The following is a 22,756-nucleotide window of genomic DNA, read 5'->3' as shown; positions in this document are numbered from 1 at the left end:
AAATCGCAGACGAATGCCTAAAAATAAAAATGGGTTAAAGTAGTTTCAACCATTTTTAACCCAGAGAAACTCTATTTTAAAAGAATTCCCATGTTTTCACGCAAACATTCCTATCTAAGGAAAAAAGTAGAAACGCTTGACAGACAGGGAATTGCTGAAAAATAGACATTTATCCCATATTGACATTTTATAATGCTACCACATTCAATTATTCACGTCAAGAAAACTTTTCTAATGATTTCTTCTTGCTTATTTGATTGCACGGAATATGTGGTAGCCCTTTTCCCGATCTACTTCTATCACTTCACGGTACATTTCCTGTAGTTTCTTCAATGCAGATGGGGCGCCTTGTTTCTTTTGAATGACAACCCACATTTCTCCACCATCAACCAACAGATCGTAACCTTCCACGAAAATGCGATGAACGATTTCCTTGCCCGCGCGAATCGGCGGATTGGTCAGAATGACGTCAAACTGCTCACTTTGCACGCCGCTATAAACATCACTCACTCGAACCTCGACATTTTTTATTCCATTTGCTTCTGCATTACGACGAGCCAGGTTCACCGCACGCTCGTTCACATCGATCATCGTTACCCGACCATGTTCAGCAAGTCTGGCAGCCGTCAAGCCCATCGGACCATACCCACAGCCCACATCGAGCACACGCGCATGACTGTCGATTTCCATGTTCTCGATGAGCAATACACTTCCAAAGTCAATCCGCTCTCGGGAAAAAACGCCTGCATCCGTAATGAAACGAAGCTCATTGCCACGGAGCATAAACGTAAATTGCTGTTCGTCATGTGCAGCACCCGGTCGATTGGTGTAGTAGTGGTCTGCCACGTGTGATTCACCCTTCCTCATCGTTTCAACATGCATTCATCAAAACCTTACAGAAAAACCCCCTGCCGCAGGCAAGGGGATTTCCTAAAGGAAGCTAACTTACTTTACTTCTACTTGTGCGCCAGCTTCTTCGAGTTTTGCTTTGAGAGCTTCTGCTTCGTCTTTGGAAACGCCCTCTTTGAGTGTTTTTGGAGCGTTGTCTACCAGGTCTTTTGCTTCTTTCAGACCCAAGCCAGTCAGCTCGCGAACAACTTTGATTACGTTGATTTTGGAAGCGCCGCCGCTTACCAGGTTAACAGTGAACTCAGTTTGCTCAGCAGCAGCTTCTGCTCCGCCACCAGCAACTACAGCTACAGGAGCAGCAGCAGTTACACCGAATTCTTCTTCAATTGCTTTTACCAGGTCGTTCAGTTCGAGAACGGACATGCCTTTAATGGCTTCCAAGATTTGCTCTTTACCCATTTTAAAATCCTCCATTCAAGGAATCGTATTTGTAAATCATTAGCTGATCAGGCGATTACGCGCCTTGACCTTCTTTTTGCTCGGCCACTGCTTTGACTGCCAGTGCAACGTTGCGCATTGGAGCTTGCAGGACGGAGAGAAGCATGGACAAGAGACCTTCGCGGTTTGGTAGGGACGCCAATTCTTTAATTTGATCAGCACCAACTACTTTACCTTCGATAACGCCACCCTTGATTTCCAGCTTGTCGTTTTTCTTCGCGAATTCAGCGATAACTTTCGCTGGAGCGATGATATCTTCATTGCAGAACGCCAGAGCGTTCGGCCCAGTCAGATATTGATCCAGTTCAGTCAGGCCTTCCTTCTCAGTAGCCAGACGAGTCAGGGAGTTTTTCAACACCTGGAACTCAACACCTGCTTCACGCAATTGTTTGCGGAGCTCGGTTACTTGTGCTACTGTCAGACCGCGGTAGTCAGCCACCACTGTGGTTTGGCTTTCGCGGAGTTTGGTTGCGATTTCGTTGATCGCTTGTACCTTTTCTTCACGAATAACGGTTGGACGAATTTCTGCCATTGTTTACACCTCCCGTGCTCTAATCCTAGAAAATGAAGAATGCCCTCGCAGACTCACGAGGGCATAATGCTATATCGTCAAAGGAAAACGGCGTTTCCTCATTCGTACATTACACGCCTCGGAGGGAAATTAAGCGTTACTCTCACAAGCACCGCGCCTTCTGTCTACGGCATATTCTTTTCATCAACAGGAACTATCTTAACAACTCCCACATCGGAAGTCAACTGTCATTATTTTACAGATACACGTACACCAGGGCCCATAGTGGAGCTCAGGGTTACATTTCTCATGTAAACACCTTTTGCTGCAGCTGGTTTCGCACGGTTTAGTGCGTCAGTCAGAGCAGCCAGGTTGTCAGCCAGCTTGTCAGCATCAAAAGACGCTTTACCGATAGGAGCGTGGATGTTACCTGCTTTGTCTACACGATACTCAATTTTACCTGCTTTGATTTCGTTAACCGCTTTTGTTACGTCAAAAGTAACAGTACCGGTCTTAGGGTTTGGCATCAGGCCTTTTGGACCGAGTACACGACCCAATTTACCTACTTCACCCATCATGTCAGGGGTAGCTACGATAACGTCAAAGTCGAACCAGCCACCTTGAATTTTCGCGATCATGTCTGCATCGCCTACGAAGTCTGCGCCAGCTGCTTCAGCATCTTTTGCTTTTTCGCCTTTAGCGAATACGAGAACACGTTGTACTTTACCAGTACCATGTGGCAATACAACAGCGCCACGGATTTGTTGGTCAGCACGTTTAGGGTCTACACCCAAACGGAAAGCTGCTTCAACAGTTTCATCGAACTTAGCAGTAGCTGCTTTTTTAACCAGCTCAATACCTTCTGCTACTTCGTATACTTTGTTTTTATCAACGAGCTTTACAGCATCTTGATATTTCTTACCTTTTTTCGCCATGATTAAATCTCCCTTCAATGTGGTCGTAGCGGTTGATCCTCCCACAGACAGGGGGGCACAACGTCTGTGCCCCCTTGCACTCAAGACAATTAGTCTTCGATTACGATACCCATAGAACGAGCTGTACCTTCTACCATGCGCATAGCCGCTTCTACGGATGCAGCATTCAGGTCAGGACGCTTCAGTTCTGCGATTTCACGAACTTTATCACGCTTCAGCGTAGCAACCTTTGTTTTGTTTGGTACGCCGGAACCGGACTCGATACCAGCAGCTTTCTTCAACAGAATTGCAGCTGGAGGAGTTTTTGTGATAAAAGTGAAAGAACGGTCTTCAAACACGGTGATTTCCACCGGAATGATCATACCTACTTCGCTTTCAGTGCGAGCATTGAATTCTTTACAGAATCCCATGATGTTTACACCAGCTTGACCGAGAGCCGGACCTACTGGAGGTGCAGGATTCGCTTTACCTGCTGGAATTTGTAATTTAATTACGCGGATAACCTTCTTAGCCACGTAAGACACCTCCTTACTTCACATGTGGTTATTACGGGGGAATGCCCCCTCCCACCGTTTTTTGAAAGTCTAGTAAAAGACTTTCGATCTATAGTGAGAGTGCAAGAAACCCCAATTAGTGTTGTGGGATTGTTAAAACAAAATGAAATGTACCACATAGCGCGATACTTTTCAAGTTGAATCCTAATCCAATTGTTGAACTTGTGTAAAGTCTAGCTCTACCGGTGTTTCGCGACCGAAGATGTCCACCAACACGCGAACCTTCTGCCTGTCCGGGTAAATCTCGATAATCTCCCCGGTGCGATTGGAAAACGGACCATCTGTGACGCGCACCATATCGCGGAGAGCAAAATCGACTCTGATCTTGGGAATTTCGATTCCCATTTGCTTGAGAATCGTATCGGCCTCTTCAGGACGCAGCGCTGTCGGTTTAGAGCCAGCACCCGTGGATCCGACAAAGCCGGTAACCCCAGGGGTGTTGCGCACGACATACCAAGAGTCGTCCGTCATCACCATTTCAACAAGGACGTATCCAGGAAACACTTTTTTCGTGACGGTGCGCTTCTTACCATCCTTGGTTTCCACCTCTTCTTCAGTGGGAACAAGAACGCGAAAGATCTTGTCTTCCATGCCCATCGACTCGAGTCGCTTCTCCAGATTGGTTTTCACCTTGTTTTCGTAACCTGAGTACGTATGAAGTACATACCATGCTTTTTCCATATCCAACAGGACGATAACCGTCCGTCCCTCCTAAGACTTGCATAATTACGTTCCTAGAATCAAATCGATCAAGCGCGAGATACCCAAATCAACGACGAAGAAGAATACTGCCAGGAGCATAACCGTAACAAGAACAACGAGCGTATAGGTCGTCAATTCTTTACGGTTAGGCCAACGGACTTTCTTTAGCTCGGACATTACGTCACTAAAAAAACCACCGGTACGGCGAAAACTGGCTCCGATTCGTGATAAAAAACCCACTTTGCCACCCCCTGACTTCGTCGCATCAACCATTACTTCGTCTCGCGATGAAGGGTTTGCTTCTTGTCACGGGAGCAATACTTTTTCAGTTCAACACGTTCAGTAGTGGTGCGCTTGTTCTTTGTGGAGATATAGTTACGCTCGCCACACTCGGTGCACGCCAACGTGATGTTTACTCGCATTTATTGCCACCTCCATCTCATTTCAAACCTGCTATTAGTTAAAAGTACCCCGATGATAAATAGTACGGGAAAACCGCTACTTTTTCCAGACCATTTCATTCACCTAAGTAACCATAGAACAGAGAGATAAGAGTCTATGGCTACCTAAATAAATTTATCATACCGAAATACCCATGTCAAACAAAATGACTTGACAACCTGAAGTCCTTTTGCTTCCAAAATAAAAAGAGAGATTCTCTCTTACAGATGAATCTCTCTTCCTTCTAAATAGCGCTCTAGCTTGCGCTTGACTCTTTGTAATGCATTATCGATAGACTTGACATGACGCTTCAGTTCAACAGCAATCTGCTGATAGGATCGTCCGTCCAAGTAAAGCATGAGAACCTGGCGCTCCAAGTCACTCAAGATTTCACTCATCTTGCCCTCGATGTCATCGAATTCTTCCCGATTGATAAACAATTCCTCTGGATCGGTCACCTTGGTTCCCGAGATCACATCGAGTAGTGTGCGGTCAGAATCTTCATCGTATATAGGCTTGTCCAATGAGACGTAAGAATTGAGCGGGATGTGCTTTTGGCGTGTCGCCGTCTTGATCGCGGTAATGATCTGACGGGTAATACACAGCTCGGCAAATGCCTTGAACGACGTGAGCTTGTCTCCTCGGAAGTCGCGAATAGACTTGTACAGTCCGATCATCCCTTCCTGCACGATGTCTTCGCGGTCAGCCCCAATAAGAAAATAGGATCTCGCTTTGGCACGGACGAAGTTCTTGTATTTGTTGATCAAATACTCCAAAGCTTCGGCGTCATTATCGCGAACCAGGTCGACTACTTCTTCGTCGGTCATTAGTTCATATTGGGCATGTTTTAACTCCTTGAGGTCAACACTCACAAATGATCCCTCCGCCAACCGGTTTCTCCAATAGATAGCGCTATTATACATGATGCCGTAAAAAAGCGTCAACCGAATCCAAGTTATTCCCTTCTCCATTTTTCGAATATTTTCGCTATTTCATCATTCAGCGAAATCCGCCTGGAGAAGCCGTCTTCTTGCGTTTTTTCGACTTGTTTCTTGATTTCTTTCCCCGCATTTTCCATATCGAGCAACAACTCCCGGGCAGATTTGCGCAAAGCTCCCTGCCCAAATATGACACGTTGCGACGTATAGTCAGAAGTTGCCACGTAAATTTGTCGATTTTTATTGTGAAATTGGGAGACTAACTGCTCGATTTTTTCGTCAGCCGTCTCCTTTTTCTTCGTAAAATAAACTTCAACTTGGAAGTCTTCCATTTGACGGCCAATGCCAGGAACGTTGTACGCATCAAAGACAATGATGACCTGCACACCAGTGTAGCTCTGGTACTCTGCCATTTTTGCGATTAATTGATCACGCGCCTCGTCCATCCGCTCTTGATCCTTCAGCAGGCGCAGATCGGGCCAGGCGCCGATGATATTGTATCCATCTACGATCAACAGCTGCTTGGCTTTTCGTTTTGCCATGTCATTTCACCCGAGTCGGAATTGGACTCCTGGAGCGATAGACTTCATACATCAACAAGGCAGCTGCTACAGAAGCGTTGAGTGAGGTAACATTGCCCGCCATCGGAAGGCTGTACAGAAAATCACAGTTTTCCCGCACGAGGCGACTCATACCTTTTCCTTCGCTGCCAATGACAATCGCAAGTGGCATCGTATAGTCACCCTGACGGAAATCTTGTTTGGCACTCGCGTCTGTTCCTGCGATCCAAACACCGCGTTCTTTGAGCTCTTCCATGGTACGAACCAAGTTCGTCACTCGCGCTACTGGCACGTAGTTGATCGCCCCTGCCGAAGCTTTTGCCACCGTTGCCGTAAGACTGACAGAACGGCGCTTTGGAATGATGACACCATGAGCACCGACTGCATCGGCTGTCCGCATGATGGAACCAAGGTTATGCGGATCTTCCAGCTCGTCCAGCAGCAAAATGAACGGCGCCTGGTTTTTTTCCTCTGCCAGCTTCAAAATATCGTCTACTTCTACATAATCGTAAGCAGCAACAGAAGCCACTACACCCTGATGGTTGTCCGTCGACACGAGCTGATCCAGCTTTTTGCGATTCGCCGTCGTCACAATGACACCCTGTTCTTTCGCCAAGGCATAGACAGGTCCCATCAGATTTTTATTCGTTCCCTCTGCAATCCAAATCTTATTAATCGTACGGCCTGATCGCAAAGCCTCGATGACGGGGTTTTTCCCCAGAATCCACTCTTCACTCATTTCATGATTCTCCTTCCACTATGGCAAAAGCCTGCTGCACAATTTCAGCGATCCGCTCTTCTTTTCCACTCAAGTACAGGTACCCGATCAATGCTTCAAAAGCCGTTGCATGACGGTAGTCGATAATATCGGCGTTCTTGGCACTGGAGCCGGATTTGGCATTCCGCCCCCGCTTCACTACACTCAATTCTTCCTCCGGCAATGTGGGCATTAACGTCAACAACACATTGGCCTGTGCTTTCGCTGAAACATAGCGGTTGGCCGCCTTGTGGAGCTGGTTTGGTTTAACCAGCCCCTTGGCGATCAAATGATACCTGACACAATGCGAATAGGTAGCATCCCCGAGGAAGGCAAGCACGAGTGGATTTGTCAGATTAGGATCTCGGGTTAGTTCTTCTTTTTGCATCTATTTTCTTCGGCCCCTTACTTTCGACGCCAGCGAACACCTTGTGGCGTGTCCTCCAGCACGATTCCTTTTGCTGCGAGCAGATCGCGGATTTCGTCAGAACGGGCAAAATCTCTTGCTTTGCGAGCTTCTGTGCGCTCTTCGATCAACGCATCAATCTCACTATCCAACAGCTCCTGCTCTTCTGCAATTTCAAGACCAAGAACCTCCGTCAACTCCACCAACAAATCCATGTACGCACGAACTTCGGTTTCGCCTACATTTTGATGACGCAAATACAGGTTGGCTTCCTTCACGACGTCAAAAATAACTGTAATGGCATTAGCTGTATTGATATCATCATCCATCTCAGCAATGAAACGCTCGCGAAGCTCTCCAATGATTCGTGCCTGCTCCTGTGCCTGATCATTCGGCTCTTCTGCGCGCACGGTATCCAGGCGATGGGACAGATTCGTATACGCAGTCTTGATTCTCTCCATACCATTTGCCGCCTGTTCGATCAACTCTTCGCTAAAATTGATCGGGTTGCGATAGTGCCCCTGAAGCATAAAGAAGCGAATTAATTGACCGCCGAATTTCTCCGAAAGATCGCGTGCAAGCAAGAAATTCCCGAGGGATTTGGACATTTTTTCGTTATCGATATTGAGCATCCCGTTGTGTAGCCAGTAGCGAGCAAAGACTTTACCCGTAAAGCACTCCGACTGAGCAATTTCGTTCTCATGGTGCGGGAACACAAGGTCTGTTCCGCCCGCATGGATATCGATTTCCTCACCCAAAAACTTCAGGGCCATTGCCGAGCACTCAATATGCCATCCTGGTCTTCCTTCGCCCCACGGACTGTCCCAGGTAACTTCTCCGGTCTTGGCCGCTTTCCAAAGCACGAAGTCCAAGGGATGTTCCTTTTTCTCGTTGATTTCTACACGAGCACCTGCCTGCAAATCATCCAACGGTTGATGCGATAGCTTTCCGTATTCCTGAAAACGTCCTGTGCGGAAATAGACGTCACCTTCACTCTCGTAGGCAAAGCCTTTTTCAATCAGCCCTTGCACGAATTCAATGATCTCCGGAATTGTCTGCATCACTCGCGGTTGAATATCCGGTGGCGATACGTTCAGTGATTTCAGATCAGCATTGTACGCATCTGTGTATCGATCAGCCACTTCTTTGACAGTGACACCTTCCTGATTCGCTACACGAATCAGTTTGTCTTCTACGTCCGTAATATTTTGCACGAACGTCACTTCGTATCCACGATATTTCAAGTAACGGCGCAGTGTATCAAATACAATGGCAGGGCGCGCATTTCCAATGTGGATGTAGTTGTACACAGTCGGGCCGCACACGTACATTTTTACCTTTCCTGGCTCCAATGTGTGAAACGGTTCCTTTCGCCGCGACATCGTGTTAGTCAGCTGAATGCCCATCGTTCTTTTTATCCTCCCTCAAAAGCTCCAATTCTTTACGTAATTGCTCAATTTCCTTTTGCATCATACGAATCGTATCCGCTACCGGGTCTGGCATGTTTACATGGTCCAAATCATTTTTGACCCGTTTGCCATCCTGGATGACGATGCGTCCCTTGATTCCTACTACGGTCGAGTTAGGCGGTACCTCCTGCAAGACAACGGCACCAGCCCCTATCTTTGAATTATCGCCAATTTTGAAGGAGCCCAACACCTTTGCTCCCGTCGCAATAATGACATCATTGCCGATCGTAGGGTGACGCTTTCCTTTTTCCTTACCTGTTCCCCCGAGTGTAACCCCTTGATAAATCGTTACATGGTCTCCGATTTCGCACGTCTCTCCGATCACAACACCCATGCCATGGTCAATGAACAGTCCGCGGCCAATTGTTGCGCCCGGGTGAATCTCAATTCCCGTGAAAAAACGGGATAGTTGAGAGACAATTCGGGCGAGTGTACACAGCTCAGCCTTCCAGAGCCTGTGGGCAATCCGGTGCCCCCATATCGCGTGCAAACCGGAATAGGTCATAACGACTTCCAGCGTACTTCGCGCAGCCGGGTCTCGTTCAAAAACAGCATGAATGTCATCTCTCATCTGTGCTAACATTTTTGGGTGGCACCTCCTGCCTGATTTACCTGCTCACGTTCAACCTCAATGTCAGGGTTCAAAAAGTTGTCTTTTCAGCATCGAGAAAGGAGCGAGAACCACTTTTTGAACTACCTTTTCAAAAAATAAAAAACGCCCCTATCCCCTCAAACACGAAGGGACAGAGACGGGTTTACCGTGGTTCCACTCTGCTTAGATCGTCATCACTGTCACTAAAAACTCACAACAGTCATGAGCAAATCTCGCTCATATCCCGATAACGGCGGGAAGCCGATGGCGCCTACTGATATCTTTTCAAAAAGATAGGTTCAGCTCATTGCTCACAGGGGCATTTCCATACAGGGCACACCAGATGGCTCTCACCTATCCATCCTCTCTGTAGATGTGCAGACTGTTGTACTTCTCCTGATCGTTGCATTCATTATTTATAAAAGAGAACCAGCCAACACTTACTGACCGTTTGTAATTACTTGCTCTGCACGTGCAATCACCTTGTCGCGTCCAAGCAGATACAACGTCTCCGCCAGATCGCGACCATGCGCTTGACCAGTTGCTCCTACGCGGACCGGCATGAACAATGCCTTGCCTTTGTGACCCGTTTCCTTTTGCACGTCTTTGAGTACCGCTTTAATAACATCCACATTATATGCATCCTGGGCAGAAAGGTGTTTCACAAAGGAAGCAAGTACTTCCGGCAATTGTGGTTCTTTCAGCACCAGAGTTGCTTCTTCATCGTACACCACTTCGTCGAGGAAGAAAAGAGCTGCCAACGGAACGATTTGCGCACAGTAGGACATTTGCTCTTGGTACAAGCCTACGATACTGCGAACCCATTCGCGCTTCTCAGCAGACAAATTCTCTTCGATGAAGCCAGCTTTTTGCAGATGCGGGATACACATATCTGTGATCATATCCAGCGGTTGGCGCTTCAAATAGAAGTTGTTCATCCAGTTCATCTTCGTTGCATCAAACACAGCTGGCGACTTATTCACGCGGTCCATTGAGAACAGCTTGATCAGATCTTCCATTAAGAAAATCTCTTCTTCGCCACCTGGAGACCATCCCAGAAGAACAAGGAAGTTCACGATTGCTTCTGGCAAGAAGCCGAGATCACGGTACTGTTCAATGAACTGGAGAATGCTCTCGTCGCGCTTGGACATCTTTTTGCCATCTTGGTTGAGGATCAGTGCCAAGTGAGCAAAGTCAGGCGCTTCCCAGCCAAACGCTTCATAAATCATCAATTGACGAGGCGAGTTGGACAGATGCTCTTCTCCACGAATGACGTGGCTAATTTTCATCAAATAGTCATCCACTACAACAGCGAAGTTGTATGTAGGAATTCCATCCGGACGGCAAATAACGAAATCGCCCATCTCGTTGGAGTCGAATGTTACCTGGCCACGAATCAGGTCGTTCACGACATACTCGCGATTATCCTGAACGAGGAAGTGAATGGATGGCACTCGCCCTTCTGTTTCGTATTGAGCACGCTGCTCGTCCGTTACATGGCGGTGCTTTTCCAGAATGCGTGGTGTTTCTCCACGAGCGAGCTGTTCTTCACGTTCTGCATCCAGCTCTTCTTTTGTCGCGTAGCAGTAGTACGCTTTGCCTTCTGCCAGCAGTTGATCGATATATTTCCGATAAATGTCCAGGCGCTCAGTTTGACGGTACGGTCCATATGGTCCACCAACGTCTGTACCTTCTTCCCAAGTTACGCCGAGCCATTTCAGGTTTTTCATTTGTTCTTCGTCCGCATTTTCCTTATTGCGCGTTTGGTCCGTATCTTCAATCCGAACGATGAACGAACCACCGTGATGTTTCGCAAAAAGATAATTGAAGAGCGCTGTTCGCGCACCGCCGATGTGTAAATGCCCCGTAGGACTCGGCGCATAACGAGTGCGAATTTCTTTCGCCATTGGTAGCACCATCCTTATGAATGTAAAAGGCTATAACCTTGACCTAAGTAAAAACGTATCTAAGGCTTTATGTTACACCTTGCCCTTCTACTTGACAAGCAAGCATACTGCCTGAGCAGCGATTCCTTCTCCTCTACCTGTAAAACCGAGTTTCTCCGATGTCGTCGCCTTCACATTCACTTGCGAGAGATCGTCTGCTTCCAGCACGCGTGCAATGACTTCACACATTTGTGGGATGTATGGCGCCATTTTCGGCGCTTGAGCAATGATCGTTGCATCCACGTTTCCTAAGCGGTAGCCGCGCTCCCGAACCAACTTCCATACATGCTCCAGCAGCTTTACGCTATCCGCATCCTTGAAAGCCGGGTCTGTATCTGGGAAATGACGGCCAATATCCCCTTCACCAATCGCTCCAAGAATCGCGTCACTAATCGCATGGAGGAGAACATCCGCGTCAGAATGCCCTAGCAAGCCTTTTTCATACGGAATGGTGACGCCTCCGATAATGCATGGACGCCCCTCTACTAATTGATGCACGTCAAAACCTTGTCCAATACGCATGAGCTACTCTCCCTTTCGTTTCCGCAATATCTCTTCACCAAACCACAGATCGTCTGGCGTAGTAATCTTAATGTTCTCATAGCTTCCGTGCAGAATCGATACCGGATGACCCAGCCACTCAACCAACATCGCATCATCCGTACCCAGCTTCCCCGCTGCCTCCGCTGCCTGATGTGCCTCTCGCAATAAAGACATACGAAAAGCTTGTGGGGTTTGAACCGCCCACAAGCTCTCCCGTGCCGGGGTTGACTCTACAAGTCCTTTTGCCCCCACCACTTTAATCGTATCTTTGACAGGTACTGCCATGATCGTTGCCTGATCTTGTTGCACCTGTTTGATCATGTCACTGATCTGTTTGCGAGTGACGAAAGGACGAGCAGCATCGTGAACCAGTACGTAATCGCAATTTGCGGATAGTGATGCCAAGCCATTTCTCACACTGTCTTGTCGCTCTGCTCCACCCAGAGTAACCACAACCGTCAGCTTTTCAGCCGAGATCAAGGACATTACTTCTGCGTGGTCTGCTTCACTCACCACTAGCACGACTTCATCAATGTCGGGATGAGTAGCAAAAAGACGTACCGTATGAGCCAAGATCGGCTCGCCCGCAAGCGGTAACCACAACTTGTTGCGTTGTCCACCCATTCGTTTACCCGAACCGGCTGCAACGATCACGACACCCGTACTCACTGATTCATCCCTCTCCTGTTGTCTTTCTATAACGCTCGTTCCAGCAACTTTGGTTTGGCGAAGATCATACGTCCTGCTGAAGTTTGCAGCACACTCGTTACGAGAACATCGACGTCGTTTCCAATGTATTCTCGTCCGCCCTCTACAACAATCATCGTGCCATCGTCCAGATAAGCGACACCCTGACCGTGCTCTTTCCCATCCTTGATGACTTGAACGTTCATCTCTTCTCCAGGTAAAACTACGGGCTTGACTGCATTCGCCAAATCATTGATGTTCAATACCGCAACACCTTGCAGCTCACATACCTTGTTCAGGTTAAAGTCGTTTGTTACGACCTTTCCGCCAATGAGCTTAGCGAGCTTGATCAGCTTGCTATCCACCTCGGATACTTCTTCAAAATCGCCTTCCCAAATCTGGACCTTTACCTTCATTTCTTTTTGAATCTTGTTCAAGATATCCAGACCACGACGACCGCGGTTTCTCTTCAGTACATCGGAGGAATCGGCGATATGCTGCAGCTCCTCTAGCACAAATCCCGGAATGACTAGTACCCCTTCCAGAAAGCCGGTACGGCAAATATCTGCGATGCGTCCGTCAATGATGACACTGGTATCGAGAATTTTATTTTCCAAGGTAGTGGCGGATGTTGCACTTTCCTTTTTCTTATCCTTACGTCCAATCGAAAATACCGACATAATCTCGTCCCGCTTGCGAAATCCTACCTGGAAGCCCAAATAACCAAGCAACCCGGAAACAATTAACGGCAAAAGATCTCCTACAAATGGAATCGGAATTTTACTGATGGGCAGGAATAATAAGAATGCAATAATAAGACCACTAATCAACCCCATCGCTCCGAACATCACATCGACAACCGGCATTTTGACGAGTGTCTCTTCACCCCATCGAACGATGCGCAGAACATAATCCACAACCCAATTCGCTAAAAAGAAAAACAAGATGGCACCTAGTACAGCTCCAATATATTGCGATCCGGCTACTACACCAAAGTTTAACAGTGGATCGAGCAACGAGAACAATTCGTCACCAAATCGATACCCTAATCCGCCACCAATCAAAACAAAAATGAATTTTCCTACTCGGCGTAACATGCCTTCACCTCCTTTTACTAATATAGACAGAAGCCTAAGAGTGAAACCCTATTTTTTTCCAAATCATTATAATGCTTCATTTTACTTTCCCTCACTATAGCAAAAAAGATTTTGCCGTGTCAAATAGCCAAAAATTTTAACATAGTTGTCATTTTCTCGTCAACCCGGGAACACTCGTTTCCTTCGATGATAAATTGACAGAGAGCTGGCTCCCTTCTTATAATGTCAGTATCGTAATGAGAGAAAATTATGACGATACCAACAGCCTAAAGCAGAGGTGAATCCAGATGGACAATCGAAACATAGACGACTTTCAAACGCAAGTATCCGAGCTTTTGATCAGACATCGTAGCGTACTGGACGTCATGTCCAAAGTTCAGGAAACGGCATCCCGCATTAACCGTTCACTGACAAAAGCCATCACCGAATGCGGCTGTGTCGAAGTGGTTGCCAAAAAACAGACGTACGATTCGAACAAGAATCTGGAGGACAACAAGTCCCATTTGGACACCCACTTTAACGGTCCGCTGTGCGAGCATTGTCGCGATGTAGTTACTGCTGAGCTTGGCAAAAACCTCTTTTACCTCACTGCCTTGTGCAATATTACTGACATTAAGCTAGAAGATGTGCTTCAGAAAGAATCCAACCGACTGAATACTTTGGGTGTCTTCAATCTGTCTTAAAAGTCCGCTACTCGTATTACGAATGAACCCTAAAAAAAGTTGCATACAAAAAAGAAAAACCCGCACATTGAAGTGTGGGTTTTTTTATGCCGTAACTATTCGAACGGAACGGATTCTTCCTCTTTGTTTTTACGCTTGCGTAATTTTTTGACAAGAAAGTCAACGTTTTTTTTTATTCCGTACAGTGCATAAAAAGCAAGTGGCAGGAAGACGATTTTTGGAAATTGCTGCGGATACTTAATCGCTACAACAACCACAATCGCGATGATAATGGGTGTGATCCAGTAAGCAGACTTTGGAATCCCCACTTTTTTAAAGTTAGGATACTTGACCTTTGATACCATCAAAAAGGCAAGCAGCAACATACTTACGGCAAGCAATACCGGAGTGAAAACTTGGTGATAAAGTGCGAGCGTAGCCAGTACGCCCCCCGCTGCCGTAATCGGCAAACCGATGAAATACCCCGGAACCCCGGCCTGTACGTTAAAACGCGCCAAACGCAGCGCACCACAGATCGGAAAAATGGCTGTAATGAGAATCCCAAGCAAATCAAAGTGTTGCAAGACGACAACATACATGATGAACGCTGGCGCAATCCCAAATGTAATGACGTCAGAAAGGGAATCCAATTCCTTCCCGAACTCACTTTGGGCATTTAGCATACGAGCTACACGTCCATCCAGCCCGTCTGCCAGCATACCAATGATCACAGTGATCGCTGCATATTCGACGTATTGATCGCCTCGAAACGCAAGAATAATTGCTAAAACTCCCAGAAACAAATTGCTTACGGTTAGTATGTTCGGTAACGATTTCACGAACATAGACTACCTCCTGATTTCTTTTGCGTAAGGAGCAGGTTATCCTGTCGACCTTGTTTTTATCCAAGTCCCCTAGGCAAATGTTGAATACAAATAATGCCTTTATCCTATTCTACTTTAAATGTGTCTGTCAATGAACACTTGTTCTTGAATTCGTTTCAGCCCCTCTTTAATGGCTCTCGCTCGGACCTCGCCAATGCCTTCTACTTCGTCTAATTCCTGGATCGTTGCCATCATAATTCGCGGCAGATGATGAAAATGCTCTACCAGATTTGAGATGATCGTAACGGGCAGCCGCCGGATCTTGTACAGGATCCGATATCCTCTAGGGGAAACGGATTCATCCAGCATACTGGCATTGGAGGAATATCCCAGCGTTCGCAAAAAGGAAGTGAGCTCCAGCATTTCCTCCGAGTTCAATTTTTTCATATCCCGAAGCACGAGATCAGGTGAATAGGATGGATCTCGGGAATAATCCCGAATAAGCATATGGGCCTCTTCCTCAATGTTTGAGACCAGTTCCTCCAACTGCATACTGACGAGCCTTCCTTCTACCCCTAGCTCACATATGTATTTGGAGACCTCTGTTTTAATACGTAAAACCATCTCAATCCGTTGCAAAACCGAGGCAACTTCATGTAACGTAACGAGCTCCTCGAATTCTAACGCACCGAGATTCGTCAGTGTTTGATCAAGCACGGCCTTGTATTTCTCTAGGGTAGATACAGCTTGATTCGCCTTGGCCAAAATGACGCTGATTTCGCTTAAGACATACCGGAAATTCCCCTGATACAGTGTGATCACATTGCGGCGCTGAGAGATCGCAATGACCAGATGATTCGTTTGAATGGCTGTCCGTTGCGCTGTACGATGCCGTGTCCCCGTCTCGCTCGTGGGGATTGAGGAGGGTGGGAAGATTTGCGTATTCGCGTACAGGATGCGTTTTGCGTCTTCACTTACTATAATCGCCCCATCCATCTTCGCTAATTCATACAAATGGGCAGGAGAAAAATCACAATTGATGGAAAAACCGCCATCGACAATCGACTTCATCTCTGGACCGCACCCAATGACGATCAAGCCCCCGGTTTTGGCCCGTAAAACATTTTCCAACCCTTCACGAAGCTGTGTGCCGGGTGCCACGAGACGAAGCACATCACCGAATTGCGGAGCTCTTTTGATGTTCCCCTGCATGCCCACTCCTACCTCCTTATCACCTCATTCAACGCATCGGCAATATTGCTCACACCAATTACTTGAATATCAGCTGGCGCATCCAGACCACGGATGTTTTTCTCCGGGATGATGACACGCTTAAACCCTAACTTATGTGCTTCTCGTACTCGTTGCTCGATACGGGAGACACCGCGCACCTCTCCAGTCAAACCAATCTCTCCGATAACGACATCATGCGGATTGGTAGCGTGGTCACGGAAACTGCTTGCAATGCTTACGGCAATCGCCAAATCAACCGCTGGCTCATCCAATCTGACCCCACCTGCTACGTTTACATAAGCATCCTGATTTTGCAGCATCATGCCCATGCGCTTTTCTAACACTGCCATGATCATCGCCACACGCTGATGATCGACCCCTGTTGCCGTTCTCCGAGGGGTTACAAAGCTGGTCGGGGCAACGAGAGCTTGCAGCTCAACCAAGACGGGACGTGTGCCCTCCATACTGGCTACGACTGTCGAACCCGCAACACCAAATGGACGCTCTGCCAAAAATATCTCAGATGGATTCGCCACTTCCTCCAAACCGCGATCCTTCATCTCGAAAATACCGATTTCATTTGTCGAACCAAAACGGTTTTTGACGGCGCGCAAAATTCGAAACGTATTGTGGCGCTCTCCTTCAAAATAAAGAACAGCATCTACCATGTGCTCAAGCATACGCGGACCGGCGATAGATCCTTCCTTGGTAACGTGACCGACAATGAAGGTACCAATTCCTTTCCCTTTTGCAATCCGCATCAATTGGGCAGTCGCCTCCCGCACTTGCGCGACACTTCCAGCAGCCGATTGGATCGTCGGGTGAAACACGGTCTGGATCGAGTCAATAATCAGCACATCCGGGTCTACTTGATTAATATGCTGTTCGATCAAATCCAAATCATTTTCTGCCAATACAAACATCGGTGGCGTTTGCAAATGGAGTCGATCCGCGCGAATTTTGATTTGCTTTGCCGACTCCTCTCCAGATACATAGAGAACCTTCGCCCCTTGATGAGCCAAGGCAAAAGATGTCTGCAAAAGCAATGTCGATTTCCCAATTCCGGGGTCTCCCCCAACCAAAATGAGTGAACCCGGAACAAGTCCTCCACCAAGTACACGATTCAATTCTCCGATTGTCGTATCCATGCGTGGCTCTTCTTCACTGGCTACCTGGGTCAATGGAATCGCAGATTGACGCTGGCCGCCGCTCATCCCTTCGTGACGATGTGCATTTTTTACCGTCACTTCTTCCACCAAGGTGTTCCAGCTGCTGCAGCCTGGGCATTTTCCCATCCATTTTGGTGATTCATAGCCACATTCTTGACACGCGTATTTCGTTTTATACTTTGACATAATCGCACCCTCACTTGGATTTCTTTCTCTACTTTTATCATAATTACGCACCCAAAAAAAGAATACCTCCCGAATCAGGAGGCATTCTATTACATTTCAACCTAGCTTATGATTTCGTTTTTTCGAGGCGCTTGACAACCAGCTTGCCTTCTTCGGCTTCGATATTGACGGTATCGCCTTTACTGATCGTGCCCTTGAGCAATTCCTCGGACAAATTATCCTCGATGTGGCGCTGGATAGCACGACGCAGAGGACGTGCACCATAAGCCGGATCAAACCCTTCTTTTGCCAATACTTTCTTAGCTTCTTCGGTCAGTTGGAAATCAATGTCTTGCTCTTTCAAACGTTTACGCAGCTCGTCTGTCATGAGAGATACGATTTGCTCGATGTGCTCTTGCTCCAAGGAGTGGAACACGATGACTTCGTCGATACGGTTCAAGAACTCAGGACGGAAGCTTTTCTTCAGCTCATCCATGACTTTGTCTTTCATATCCTGATACTTTCTTTCCGAATCGTTGGTTGTGAAGCCGAGCGTCGTATTTTTCTTGATCATGCTGGCTCCGACGTTGGAAGTCATAATGACAACCGTGTTGCGGAAATCGACGGTACGTCCCTTGGAGTCTGTCAGACGACCATCATCCAGTACTTGTAAGAGGATGTTAAATACGTCTGGGTGAGCCTTCTCGATTTCGTCCAGCAAAATGACGGAGTAAGGCTTGCGACGCACTTTTTCGGTCAGCTGACCGCCTTCGTCAAAGCCTACGTAGCCAGGAGGGGCACCTACCAGACGAGCGGTGGAATGCTTCTCCATGTACTCGGACATATCCACACGAATCATTGCATCCTCGTCACCGAAAAGCGTCTCTGCCACGGCACGAGCCAATTCAGTTTTACCCACACCAGTAGGTCCTAGGAAGATAAACGAGCCGATTGGACGTTTTGGGTCTTTCAGACCAGCACGGGCACGGCGAATCGCACGCGAGATGGATTTTACTGCTTCATCTTGACCAATGACGCGATCGTGCAAAATCTCTTCCATCTTCAGCAAGCGCTCTGTCTCTTCTTCCTTCAGCTTCAACACAGGAATACCCGTCCAACTCGCTACTACTTGTGCGATATCTTCTGGCGTAACCTCCATGTTCAGCTGACCTTGGCGCTCTTTCCAGTCTTTTTTCGTTTTATCCAGTTCCTCACGCAGTTTTTGCTCCTGATCGCGAAGTGCTGCTGCTTCCTCGAACTCTTGTGATTGCACGGCAGCGTCTTTTTCCTTGCGCACCTCTTCCAGACGTCCCTCCAGCTCTTTGAGGTTTGGTGGAACCGTAAAGGATTGCAAGCGAACTTTGGATGCCGCCTCGTCGACCAAGTCGATGGCCTTGTCAGGCAGGAAGCGTTCCGTAATATAGCGGTCAGACAGTTTTACTGCCTGCTCGATTGCTTCGTCGGTAATTTTGACACGATGGTGGGCTTCGTAACGATCACGAAGGCCATGCAGAATACGAATAGCATCCTCCGCTGTCGGTTCATCAACCTGAATCGGTTGGAAACGACGCTCCAGTGCCGCGTCTTTTTCGATGTACTTGCGATATTCATCCAGCGTTGTGGCACCTACGCACTGTAGCTCGCCACGTGCCAGAGCAGGCTTCAAAATGTTGGAGGCATCAATTGCGCCTTCTGCTCCACCTGCACCAATCAGGGTGTGCAGCTCATCAATAAATAGGATGATGTTTCCTGCTTGGCGAATTTCGTCCATGATTTTTTTCAGACGATCTTCGAACTCACCGCGATATTTGGTTCCCGCAACAACGGTTCCCATATCCAGTGTCATGACTCGTTTATCACGAAGGGTCTCCGGAATTTCGTTGTTCACGATTTTTTGGGCAAGACCTTCTGCGATAGCTGTTTTCCCGACACCAGGCTCCCCAATCAAAACAGGGTTGTTCTTGGTGCGTCTGCTAAGTACTTGGATCACACGCTCGATTTCCTTTTGGCGACCGATGACAGGGTCCAGCCCGCCATCACGAGCGATTGCAGTCAGATCCCTTGCCAAGCCGTCCAGTGTCGGCGTATTCGCCGCTGGATTCCCTCCAGACGGTTGATGAGATGCCATCATTTCTGAGCTACCAAGAAGCTGGAGTACCTGTTGACGTGCCTTGTTCAGGCTAACGCCTAAATTGTTCATGATTCTCGCAGCAATGCCTTCTCCTTCACGGATCAAGCCAAGTAGAATATGTTCAGTCCCGACATAGGTATGACCCAGCTTGCGGGCTTCGTCCATCGAAAGTTCAATAACCTTTTTGGCGCGAGGTGTATAGTTTGGTGTGTAATTACTACCGGACTGCTCTGTTCCTCGCCCGATTAACGACTCCACTTCACTCTGGATTTTATCGAGGCCAAGCCCAAGTGATTGCAGTGCCTTTGCCGCAATCCCTTCGCCTTCTCGAATAAGTCCCAGTAGCACATGCTCTGTCCCAATATCTTTGTGTCCGAGACGAACCGCCTCTTCCAGGGCAAGCGCCAGTACTTTTTGTGCTCGTTCTGTAAAACGTCCAAACATCATATCGTACACCTCCGTATAACCGTGTTTTTTCTCTATATGGTTAACAATTGCGTGATACCATTACGATTACTCTTGTGATTCTACTACGCGCAGGCGCTCTCGGATCAGCCTTGCCCTTCTTTCATCGCGTTGGTCCGGAGTGAGCTTTTGTCCAGCGTGGTGCTGTAAAAACCCTGGCTGTGTCGTGACCAACAGTTCGTTTAGGACGAGCGGAGATACATTCGGAATGATGCCTAGATCAATTCCCAGACGTACATCGGACAGACGTTGAGCCGCTTCCTTGGACTCTACCGTGCGAGCGTACATCAAGATGCCATACGACCGAAAAATCCGATCCTCCAAAGAAACCCGTGTATGCTCCAGCAAATAAGTACGTGCCACACGCTCTTGCTCAATAATCTGTCTGGCTACGCCGTAGAGATTGGAAAGGATATCCGATTCAGACATCCCCAGTGTGACCTGATTGGATAACTGAAAAAGATTCCCTAGAGCTTCGCTGCCCTCTCCGTAAATTCCTCTAACGACTAGACCAACTTGATTAATTGCCTGTAAAATTCTGCTGATCTGCTGCGTCATCACCAGAGCTGGCAAGTGCAGCATCACAGATGCACGAATTCCCGTACCCACATTGGTTGGGCAGCTTGTAAGATATCCTCGAGTTTCGTCGAAAGCGTAGTTCAAGCTTTTCTCAAAAATGTCGTCTATCTTCGTACCTATTTCCCATGCCTCGTTCAAACGAAACCCAGGTAATAGTACCTGTATTCGAATGTGGTCTTCTTCATTAACCATAATGCTGACAGACTCATCTTCACGAAGTAATACCGCACCTTTGCGAGATTCCTCTGCCAGGTGAGGGCTAATCAGATGCTTTTCTACGAGCACCCTTTTTTCTAACGGATTAATTTGGTCCATATGGATGACCTGAAGCTGATGCCTTTTGCGCATTGCCTCCGAATCGCTTACTTCCGTTACCTTTCTGACGACTTCCTCGCCCTGCGAGTCCGTTGCCAATAACGGAAAGGGGTGCTGGCGCAGGTTACGGGCGATACGCAGCCGTGTACTAATGACAATGTCGGAATCAGGACCTTCTCCTTTCATCCAATTGCTCCACGGGTTTTGCATAAACTGCTTTTGGGACATAACCAGCTAACCTCCCTTGCTACGATTGGGCCATTTTTTGTTCCAATGCTCGAATTCGATCGCGCATTTCTGCTGCCTTCTCGAACTCTTCACTGGCGACATGACTTTGCAGCGCTTGCTTTAGTTGCTCCAGCTCTTTACGGATCTTCAGTTTGCCACCGGTCCGCTCTGGTACTTTTCCACTATGCTGTGTGTTTCCATGAATTCGGCGGAAAAGGGGGTCCAGTCGATCACCCAAAAAGGTGTAGCAATCACTACAGCCAAATCGGCCGCTTTTACTAAATTGAGAATATGTGAGTCCACATGTTTCGCATTGAAGCGGCTTATTCGTTGCCGTTTCGCGTCCATTCTTTTGCATGGGATCAAATTTTAAAAGTCCTGACAGGAGATTGTTGATGCTGAAGTTGTGAAAGCCGGTAAAGACGTCCCCTTTTTCATGAGCACATTGCTCGCAAATATGGTATTCGGTTTTTTCGCCATTGACGATTTTCGTCAAATGCAGTGTCGCCGGTCGTTTTCCGCATTCCTCACAGTTCATAACATCATACCTCCTCTTACTTCAACAAGATTGCTGCGATCATCTGCTTTAAAATATTTGCCCGCAAACGATCCCGCAATTCAGCTTCTAGCGTCAATACGTTTCGCGAGGTAGCGATTTTCATCAAGGTGGCTTCTCTGATGTTGACTAATCCTTCCTCAAATAGTCTTTCTACGATCGCATTTCCCACGCTCTGACTGATGCTCTCACCAATTAGTTCTTCTGTTAGCAATTGCTGCAAGCGTGCTTTGCTGACAATCTGCACCTTGCGTATGCGAATATACCCGCCGCCCCCGCGCTTACTCTCTACAATGTATCCTTTTTGAACGGTAAAGCGCGTATTGATGACGTAATTGATCTGAGACGGCACACATTGAAAATGGTCGGCAAGCTCACTACGCTGAATCTCGATCGATCCATTGGGACTGTTTGTAATGATGCCTTTTAAGTGATGTTCAATGATGTCCGAGATGTTACGCAAGTCATCGCCTCCTATTCCTCTGTGTATGTTCTTATGAGGTTACCTATTGACTTTGACTATCTTTGACGTTAATTATAATGGGTTTAATGCGTGCCCGCAAGTGTCCCTTACACATTCTAGTGTGGGCAAAAGAGGGTCGCTTGAAACTTGGACATGATCAACAAAAAAACCACTCCCTGAGGAATGGTTTATGTTTGTTCTTGTGTATTGGTGTCGATTGCTGGCAAATGATTCAGTAGCTGAGAGAAGCTGGTGATGATGACATCTGCCCCATCAAGCTCGCCTGGTTTCGCAAAACCAAAGTCGCAACCAATGGTAAATAAACCGTTTGTCTTGCCTGCTTCCACGTCGGAGTGACGATCTCCTACCATGATGGCCTGCCCGATTTTGTAATCAGACAACAATTTTGCAACTAGGTCATTTTTGGAATGCGTGCGGAAACGGCCAGCTGAGTACAGATCGGTCATCAGCGGCTTTAACT

Annotated in this window: 27 protein-coding genes and 2 other annotated features (1 of these 29 running past the window's edge); of the genes, 1 reads left to right on the top strand and 26 read right to left on the bottom strand. The window is 47.4% G+C overall.

Features of this window, described 5'->3' with window-relative positions; translation table 11 throughout:
- Window positions 1–249 precede the first annotated feature (249 nt).
- The 18 genes from HP399_RS01335 to HP399_RS01250 all read right to left on the bottom strand — a co-directional run bounded on the left by HP399_RS01335 (window position 250) and on the right by HP399_RS01250 (window position 13,485).
- Window positions 250–846, bottom strand: coding sequence for a class I SAM-dependent methyltransferase (locus tag HP399_RS01335; RefSeq protein ID WP_173621067.1), 597 nt, complete (start codon window positions 844–846; stop codon window positions 250–252).
- Between the two features lie 99 nt (window positions 847–945).
- Window positions 946–1,308 carry a 50S ribosomal protein L7/L12 gene (gene rplL / locus HP399_RS01330; RefSeq protein ID WP_106841291.1) on the bottom strand — a complete coding sequence of 121 codons (363 nt, stop codon included), beginning with the start codon at window positions 1,306–1,308 and terminating at the stop codon, window positions 946–948.
- Between the two features lie 55 nt (window positions 1,309–1,363).
- On the bottom strand, window positions 1,364–1,879 hold the full coding sequence (rplJ, locus tag HP399_RS01325; protein ID WP_144618209.1) for a 50S ribosomal protein L10: 516 nt from the start codon (window positions 1,877–1,879) through the stop codon (window positions 1,364–1,366).
- A 25-nt stretch (window positions 1,880–1,904) separates the two neighbouring features.
- Window positions 1,905–2,067: a sequence feature (ribosomal protein L10 leader region), on the bottom strand.
- A gap of 42 nt (window positions 2,068–2,109) precedes the next feature.
- Window positions 2,110–2,793 carry a 50S ribosomal protein L1 gene (rplA, locus tag HP399_RS01320; protein WP_173621066.1) on the bottom strand — a complete coding sequence of 228 codons (684 nt, stop codon included), beginning with the start codon at window positions 2,791–2,793 and terminating at the stop codon, window positions 2,110–2,112.
- An 89-nt stretch (window positions 2,794–2,882) separates the two neighbouring features.
- Window positions 2,883–3,308: a 50S ribosomal protein L11 gene (rplK, locus tag HP399_RS01315; protein WP_007716214.1), complete on the bottom strand. Its 426-nt coding sequence runs from the start codon at window positions 3,306–3,308 to the stop codon at window positions 2,883–2,885.
- Window positions 3,309–3,491: 183 nt separating this feature from the next.
- Entirely contained in the window at window positions 3,492–4,028 is a 537-nt protein-coding gene (gene nusG, locus HP399_RS01310) for a transcription termination/antitermination protein NusG (protein WP_012683971.1), read from the bottom strand.
- 45 nt (window positions 4,029–4,073) lie between these two features.
- A complete protein-coding gene (secE, locus tag HP399_RS01305) occupies window positions 4,074–4,322 on the bottom strand; it encodes a preprotein translocase subunit SecE (RefSeq protein ID WP_007716212.1) in 249 nt (82 codons plus the stop codon).
- The gene (gene rpmG, locus HP399_RS01300; protein ID WP_003392018.1) at window positions 4,322–4,471 is read right to left on the bottom strand and encodes a 50S ribosomal protein L33; all 150 of its coding nucleotides are present in this window, start codon (window positions 4,469–4,471) and stop codon (window positions 4,322–4,324) included. The genes secE and rpmG overlap by 1 nt, the downstream gene beginning before the upstream one ends.
- A 240-nt stretch (window positions 4,472–4,711) precedes the next feature.
- The gene (gene sigH / locus HP399_RS01295; RefSeq protein ID WP_005828894.1) at window positions 4,712–5,362 is read right to left on the bottom strand and encodes an RNA polymerase sporulation sigma factor SigH; all 651 of its coding nucleotides are present in this window, start codon (window positions 5,360–5,362) and stop codon (window positions 4,712–4,714) included.
- An 83-nt stretch (window positions 5,363–5,445) separates the two neighbouring features.
- Window positions 5,446–5,970, bottom strand: coding sequence for an NYN domain-containing protein (locus HP399_RS01290; RefSeq protein WP_173621065.1), 525 nt, complete (start codon window positions 5,968–5,970; stop codon window positions 5,446–5,448).
- 1 nt (window position 5,971) lies between these two features.
- The gene (gene rlmB / locus HP399_RS01285) at window positions 5,972–6,727 is read right to left on the bottom strand and encodes a 23S rRNA (guanosine(2251)-2'-O)-methyltransferase RlmB (RefSeq protein WP_173621064.1); all 756 of its coding nucleotides are present in this window, start codon (window positions 6,725–6,727) and stop codon (window positions 5,972–5,974) included.
- 1 nt (window position 6,728) lies between these two features.
- Window positions 6,729–7,133 (bottom strand): Mini-ribonuclease 3, encoded by a 405-nt coding sequence (locus HP399_RS01280; RefSeq protein ID WP_137031409.1) that lies wholly within the window; start codon window positions 7,131–7,133, stop codon window positions 6,729–6,731.
- A 17-nt stretch (window positions 7,134–7,150) separates the two neighbouring features.
- Complete coding sequence (cysS, locus tag HP399_RS01275; RefSeq protein ID WP_173621063.1) at window positions 7,151–8,557, bottom strand: cysteine--tRNA ligase; 1,407 nt, start codon at window positions 8,555–8,557, stop codon at window positions 7,151–7,153.
- Window positions 8,538–9,203, bottom strand: coding sequence for a serine O-acetyltransferase (gene cysE / locus HP399_RS01270; RefSeq protein WP_173621062.1), 666 nt, complete (start codon window positions 9,201–9,203; stop codon window positions 8,538–8,540). Before cysE ends, cysS begins: the two co-directional genes overlap by 20 nt.
- Window positions 9,204–9,362: 159 nt before the next feature.
- Window positions 9,363–9,625, bottom strand: a binding site (T-box leader).
- A gap of 27 nt (window positions 9,626–9,652) precedes the next feature.
- Entirely contained in the window at window positions 9,653–11,119 is a 1,467-nt protein-coding gene (gltX, locus tag HP399_RS01265) for a glutamate--tRNA ligase (protein ID WP_173621061.1), read from the bottom strand.
- 87 nt (window positions 11,120–11,206) lie between these two features.
- Window positions 11,207–11,680: a 2-C-methyl-D-erythritol 2,4-cyclodiphosphate synthase gene (gene ispF, locus HP399_RS01260; protein WP_048035642.1), complete on the bottom strand. Its 474-nt coding sequence runs from the start codon at window positions 11,678–11,680 to the stop codon at window positions 11,207–11,209.
- Window positions 11,681–11,683: 3 nt separating this feature from the next.
- Window positions 11,684–12,370: a 2-C-methyl-D-erythritol 4-phosphate cytidylyltransferase gene (gene ispD / locus HP399_RS01255; RefSeq protein WP_173621060.1), complete on the bottom strand. Its 687-nt coding sequence runs from the start codon at window positions 12,368–12,370 to the stop codon at window positions 11,684–11,686.
- A 26-nt stretch (window positions 12,371–12,396) separates the two neighbouring features.
- Window positions 12,397–13,485 (bottom strand): PIN/TRAM domain-containing protein, encoded by a 1,089-nt coding sequence (locus tag HP399_RS01250; protein WP_173621059.1) that lies wholly within the window; start codon window positions 13,483–13,485, stop codon window positions 12,397–12,399.
- 287 nt (window positions 13,486–13,772) lie between these two features.
- Here HP399_RS01250 and HP399_RS01245 point away from each other — a divergent pair, with 287 nt between their 5' ends.
- On the top strand, window positions 13,773–14,168 hold the full coding sequence (locus tag HP399_RS01245) for a nucleoside triphosphate pyrophosphohydrolase family protein (RefSeq protein ID WP_007716195.1): 396 nt from the start codon (window positions 13,773–13,775) through the stop codon (window positions 14,166–14,168).
- A gap of 95 nt (window positions 14,169–14,263) precedes the next feature.
- On the opposite strand, the gene pssA is transcribed toward HP399_RS01245, so the two are convergent.
- The 8 genes from pssA to HP399_RS01205 all read right to left on the bottom strand — a co-directional run.
- The gene (pssA, locus tag HP399_RS01240; protein ID WP_017247027.1) at window positions 14,264–14,992 is read right to left on the bottom strand and encodes a CDP-diacylglycerol--serine O-phosphatidyltransferase; all 729 of its coding nucleotides are present in this window, start codon (window positions 14,990–14,992) and stop codon (window positions 14,264–14,266) included.
- Window positions 14,993–15,106: 114 nt separating this feature from the next.
- On the bottom strand, window positions 15,107–16,183 hold the full coding sequence (gene disA, locus HP399_RS01235; RefSeq protein WP_048036021.1) for a DNA integrity scanning diadenylate cyclase DisA: 1,077 nt from the start codon (window positions 16,181–16,183) through the stop codon (window positions 15,107–15,109).
- Between the two features lie 8 nt (window positions 16,184–16,191).
- On the bottom strand, window positions 16,192–17,559 hold the full coding sequence (gene radA / locus HP399_RS01230) for a DNA repair protein RadA (RefSeq protein ID WP_173621058.1): 1,368 nt from the start codon (window positions 17,557–17,559) through the stop codon (window positions 16,192–16,194).
- A 106-nt stretch (window positions 17,560–17,665) separates the two neighbouring features.
- Window positions 17,666–20,116 (bottom strand): ATP-dependent Clp protease ATP-binding subunit, encoded by a 2,451-nt coding sequence (locus HP399_RS01225; RefSeq protein ID WP_106841303.1) that lies wholly within the window; start codon window positions 20,114–20,116, stop codon window positions 17,666–17,668.
- Window positions 20,117–20,182: 66 nt separating this feature from the next.
- A complete protein-coding gene (locus HP399_RS01220) occupies window positions 20,183–21,256 on the bottom strand; it encodes a protein-arginine kinase McsB (protein WP_172143232.1) in 1,074 nt (357 codons plus the stop codon).
- Between the two features lie 19 nt (window positions 21,257–21,275).
- Window positions 21,276–21,794 (bottom strand): protein-arginine kinase activator protein McsA, encoded by a 519-nt coding sequence (locus tag HP399_RS01215; protein WP_007716182.1) that lies wholly within the window; start codon window positions 21,792–21,794, stop codon window positions 21,276–21,278.
- Window positions 21,795–21,810: 16 nt separating this feature from the next.
- Window positions 21,811–22,275, bottom strand: a complete 465-nt coding sequence (locus tag HP399_RS01210; protein ID WP_173621057.1) for a CtsR family transcriptional regulator — start codon at window positions 22,273–22,275, stop codon at window positions 21,811–21,813.
- A 188-nt stretch (window positions 22,276–22,463) separates the two neighbouring features.
- Window positions 22,464–22,756: the end of an HAD hydrolase-like protein gene (locus tag HP399_RS01205; protein ID WP_173621056.1), read on the bottom strand. 394 nt of this gene lie beyond the right edge of the window; 293 of the gene's 687 nt are visible here — the last part of the coding sequence; its start codon lies beyond the right edge, outside the window; it ends in the stop codon at window positions 22,464–22,466.

This window comes from Brevibacillus sp. DP1.3A, from assembly GCF_013284245.2.
In the GTDB taxonomy this organism is placed as follows: Bacteria; Bacillota; Bacilli; order Brevibacillales; family Brevibacillaceae; genus Brevibacillus.
Note: the sequence above shows the minus strand (reverse complement) of the source record. Positions and strands in the feature narration are given on the sequence as shown.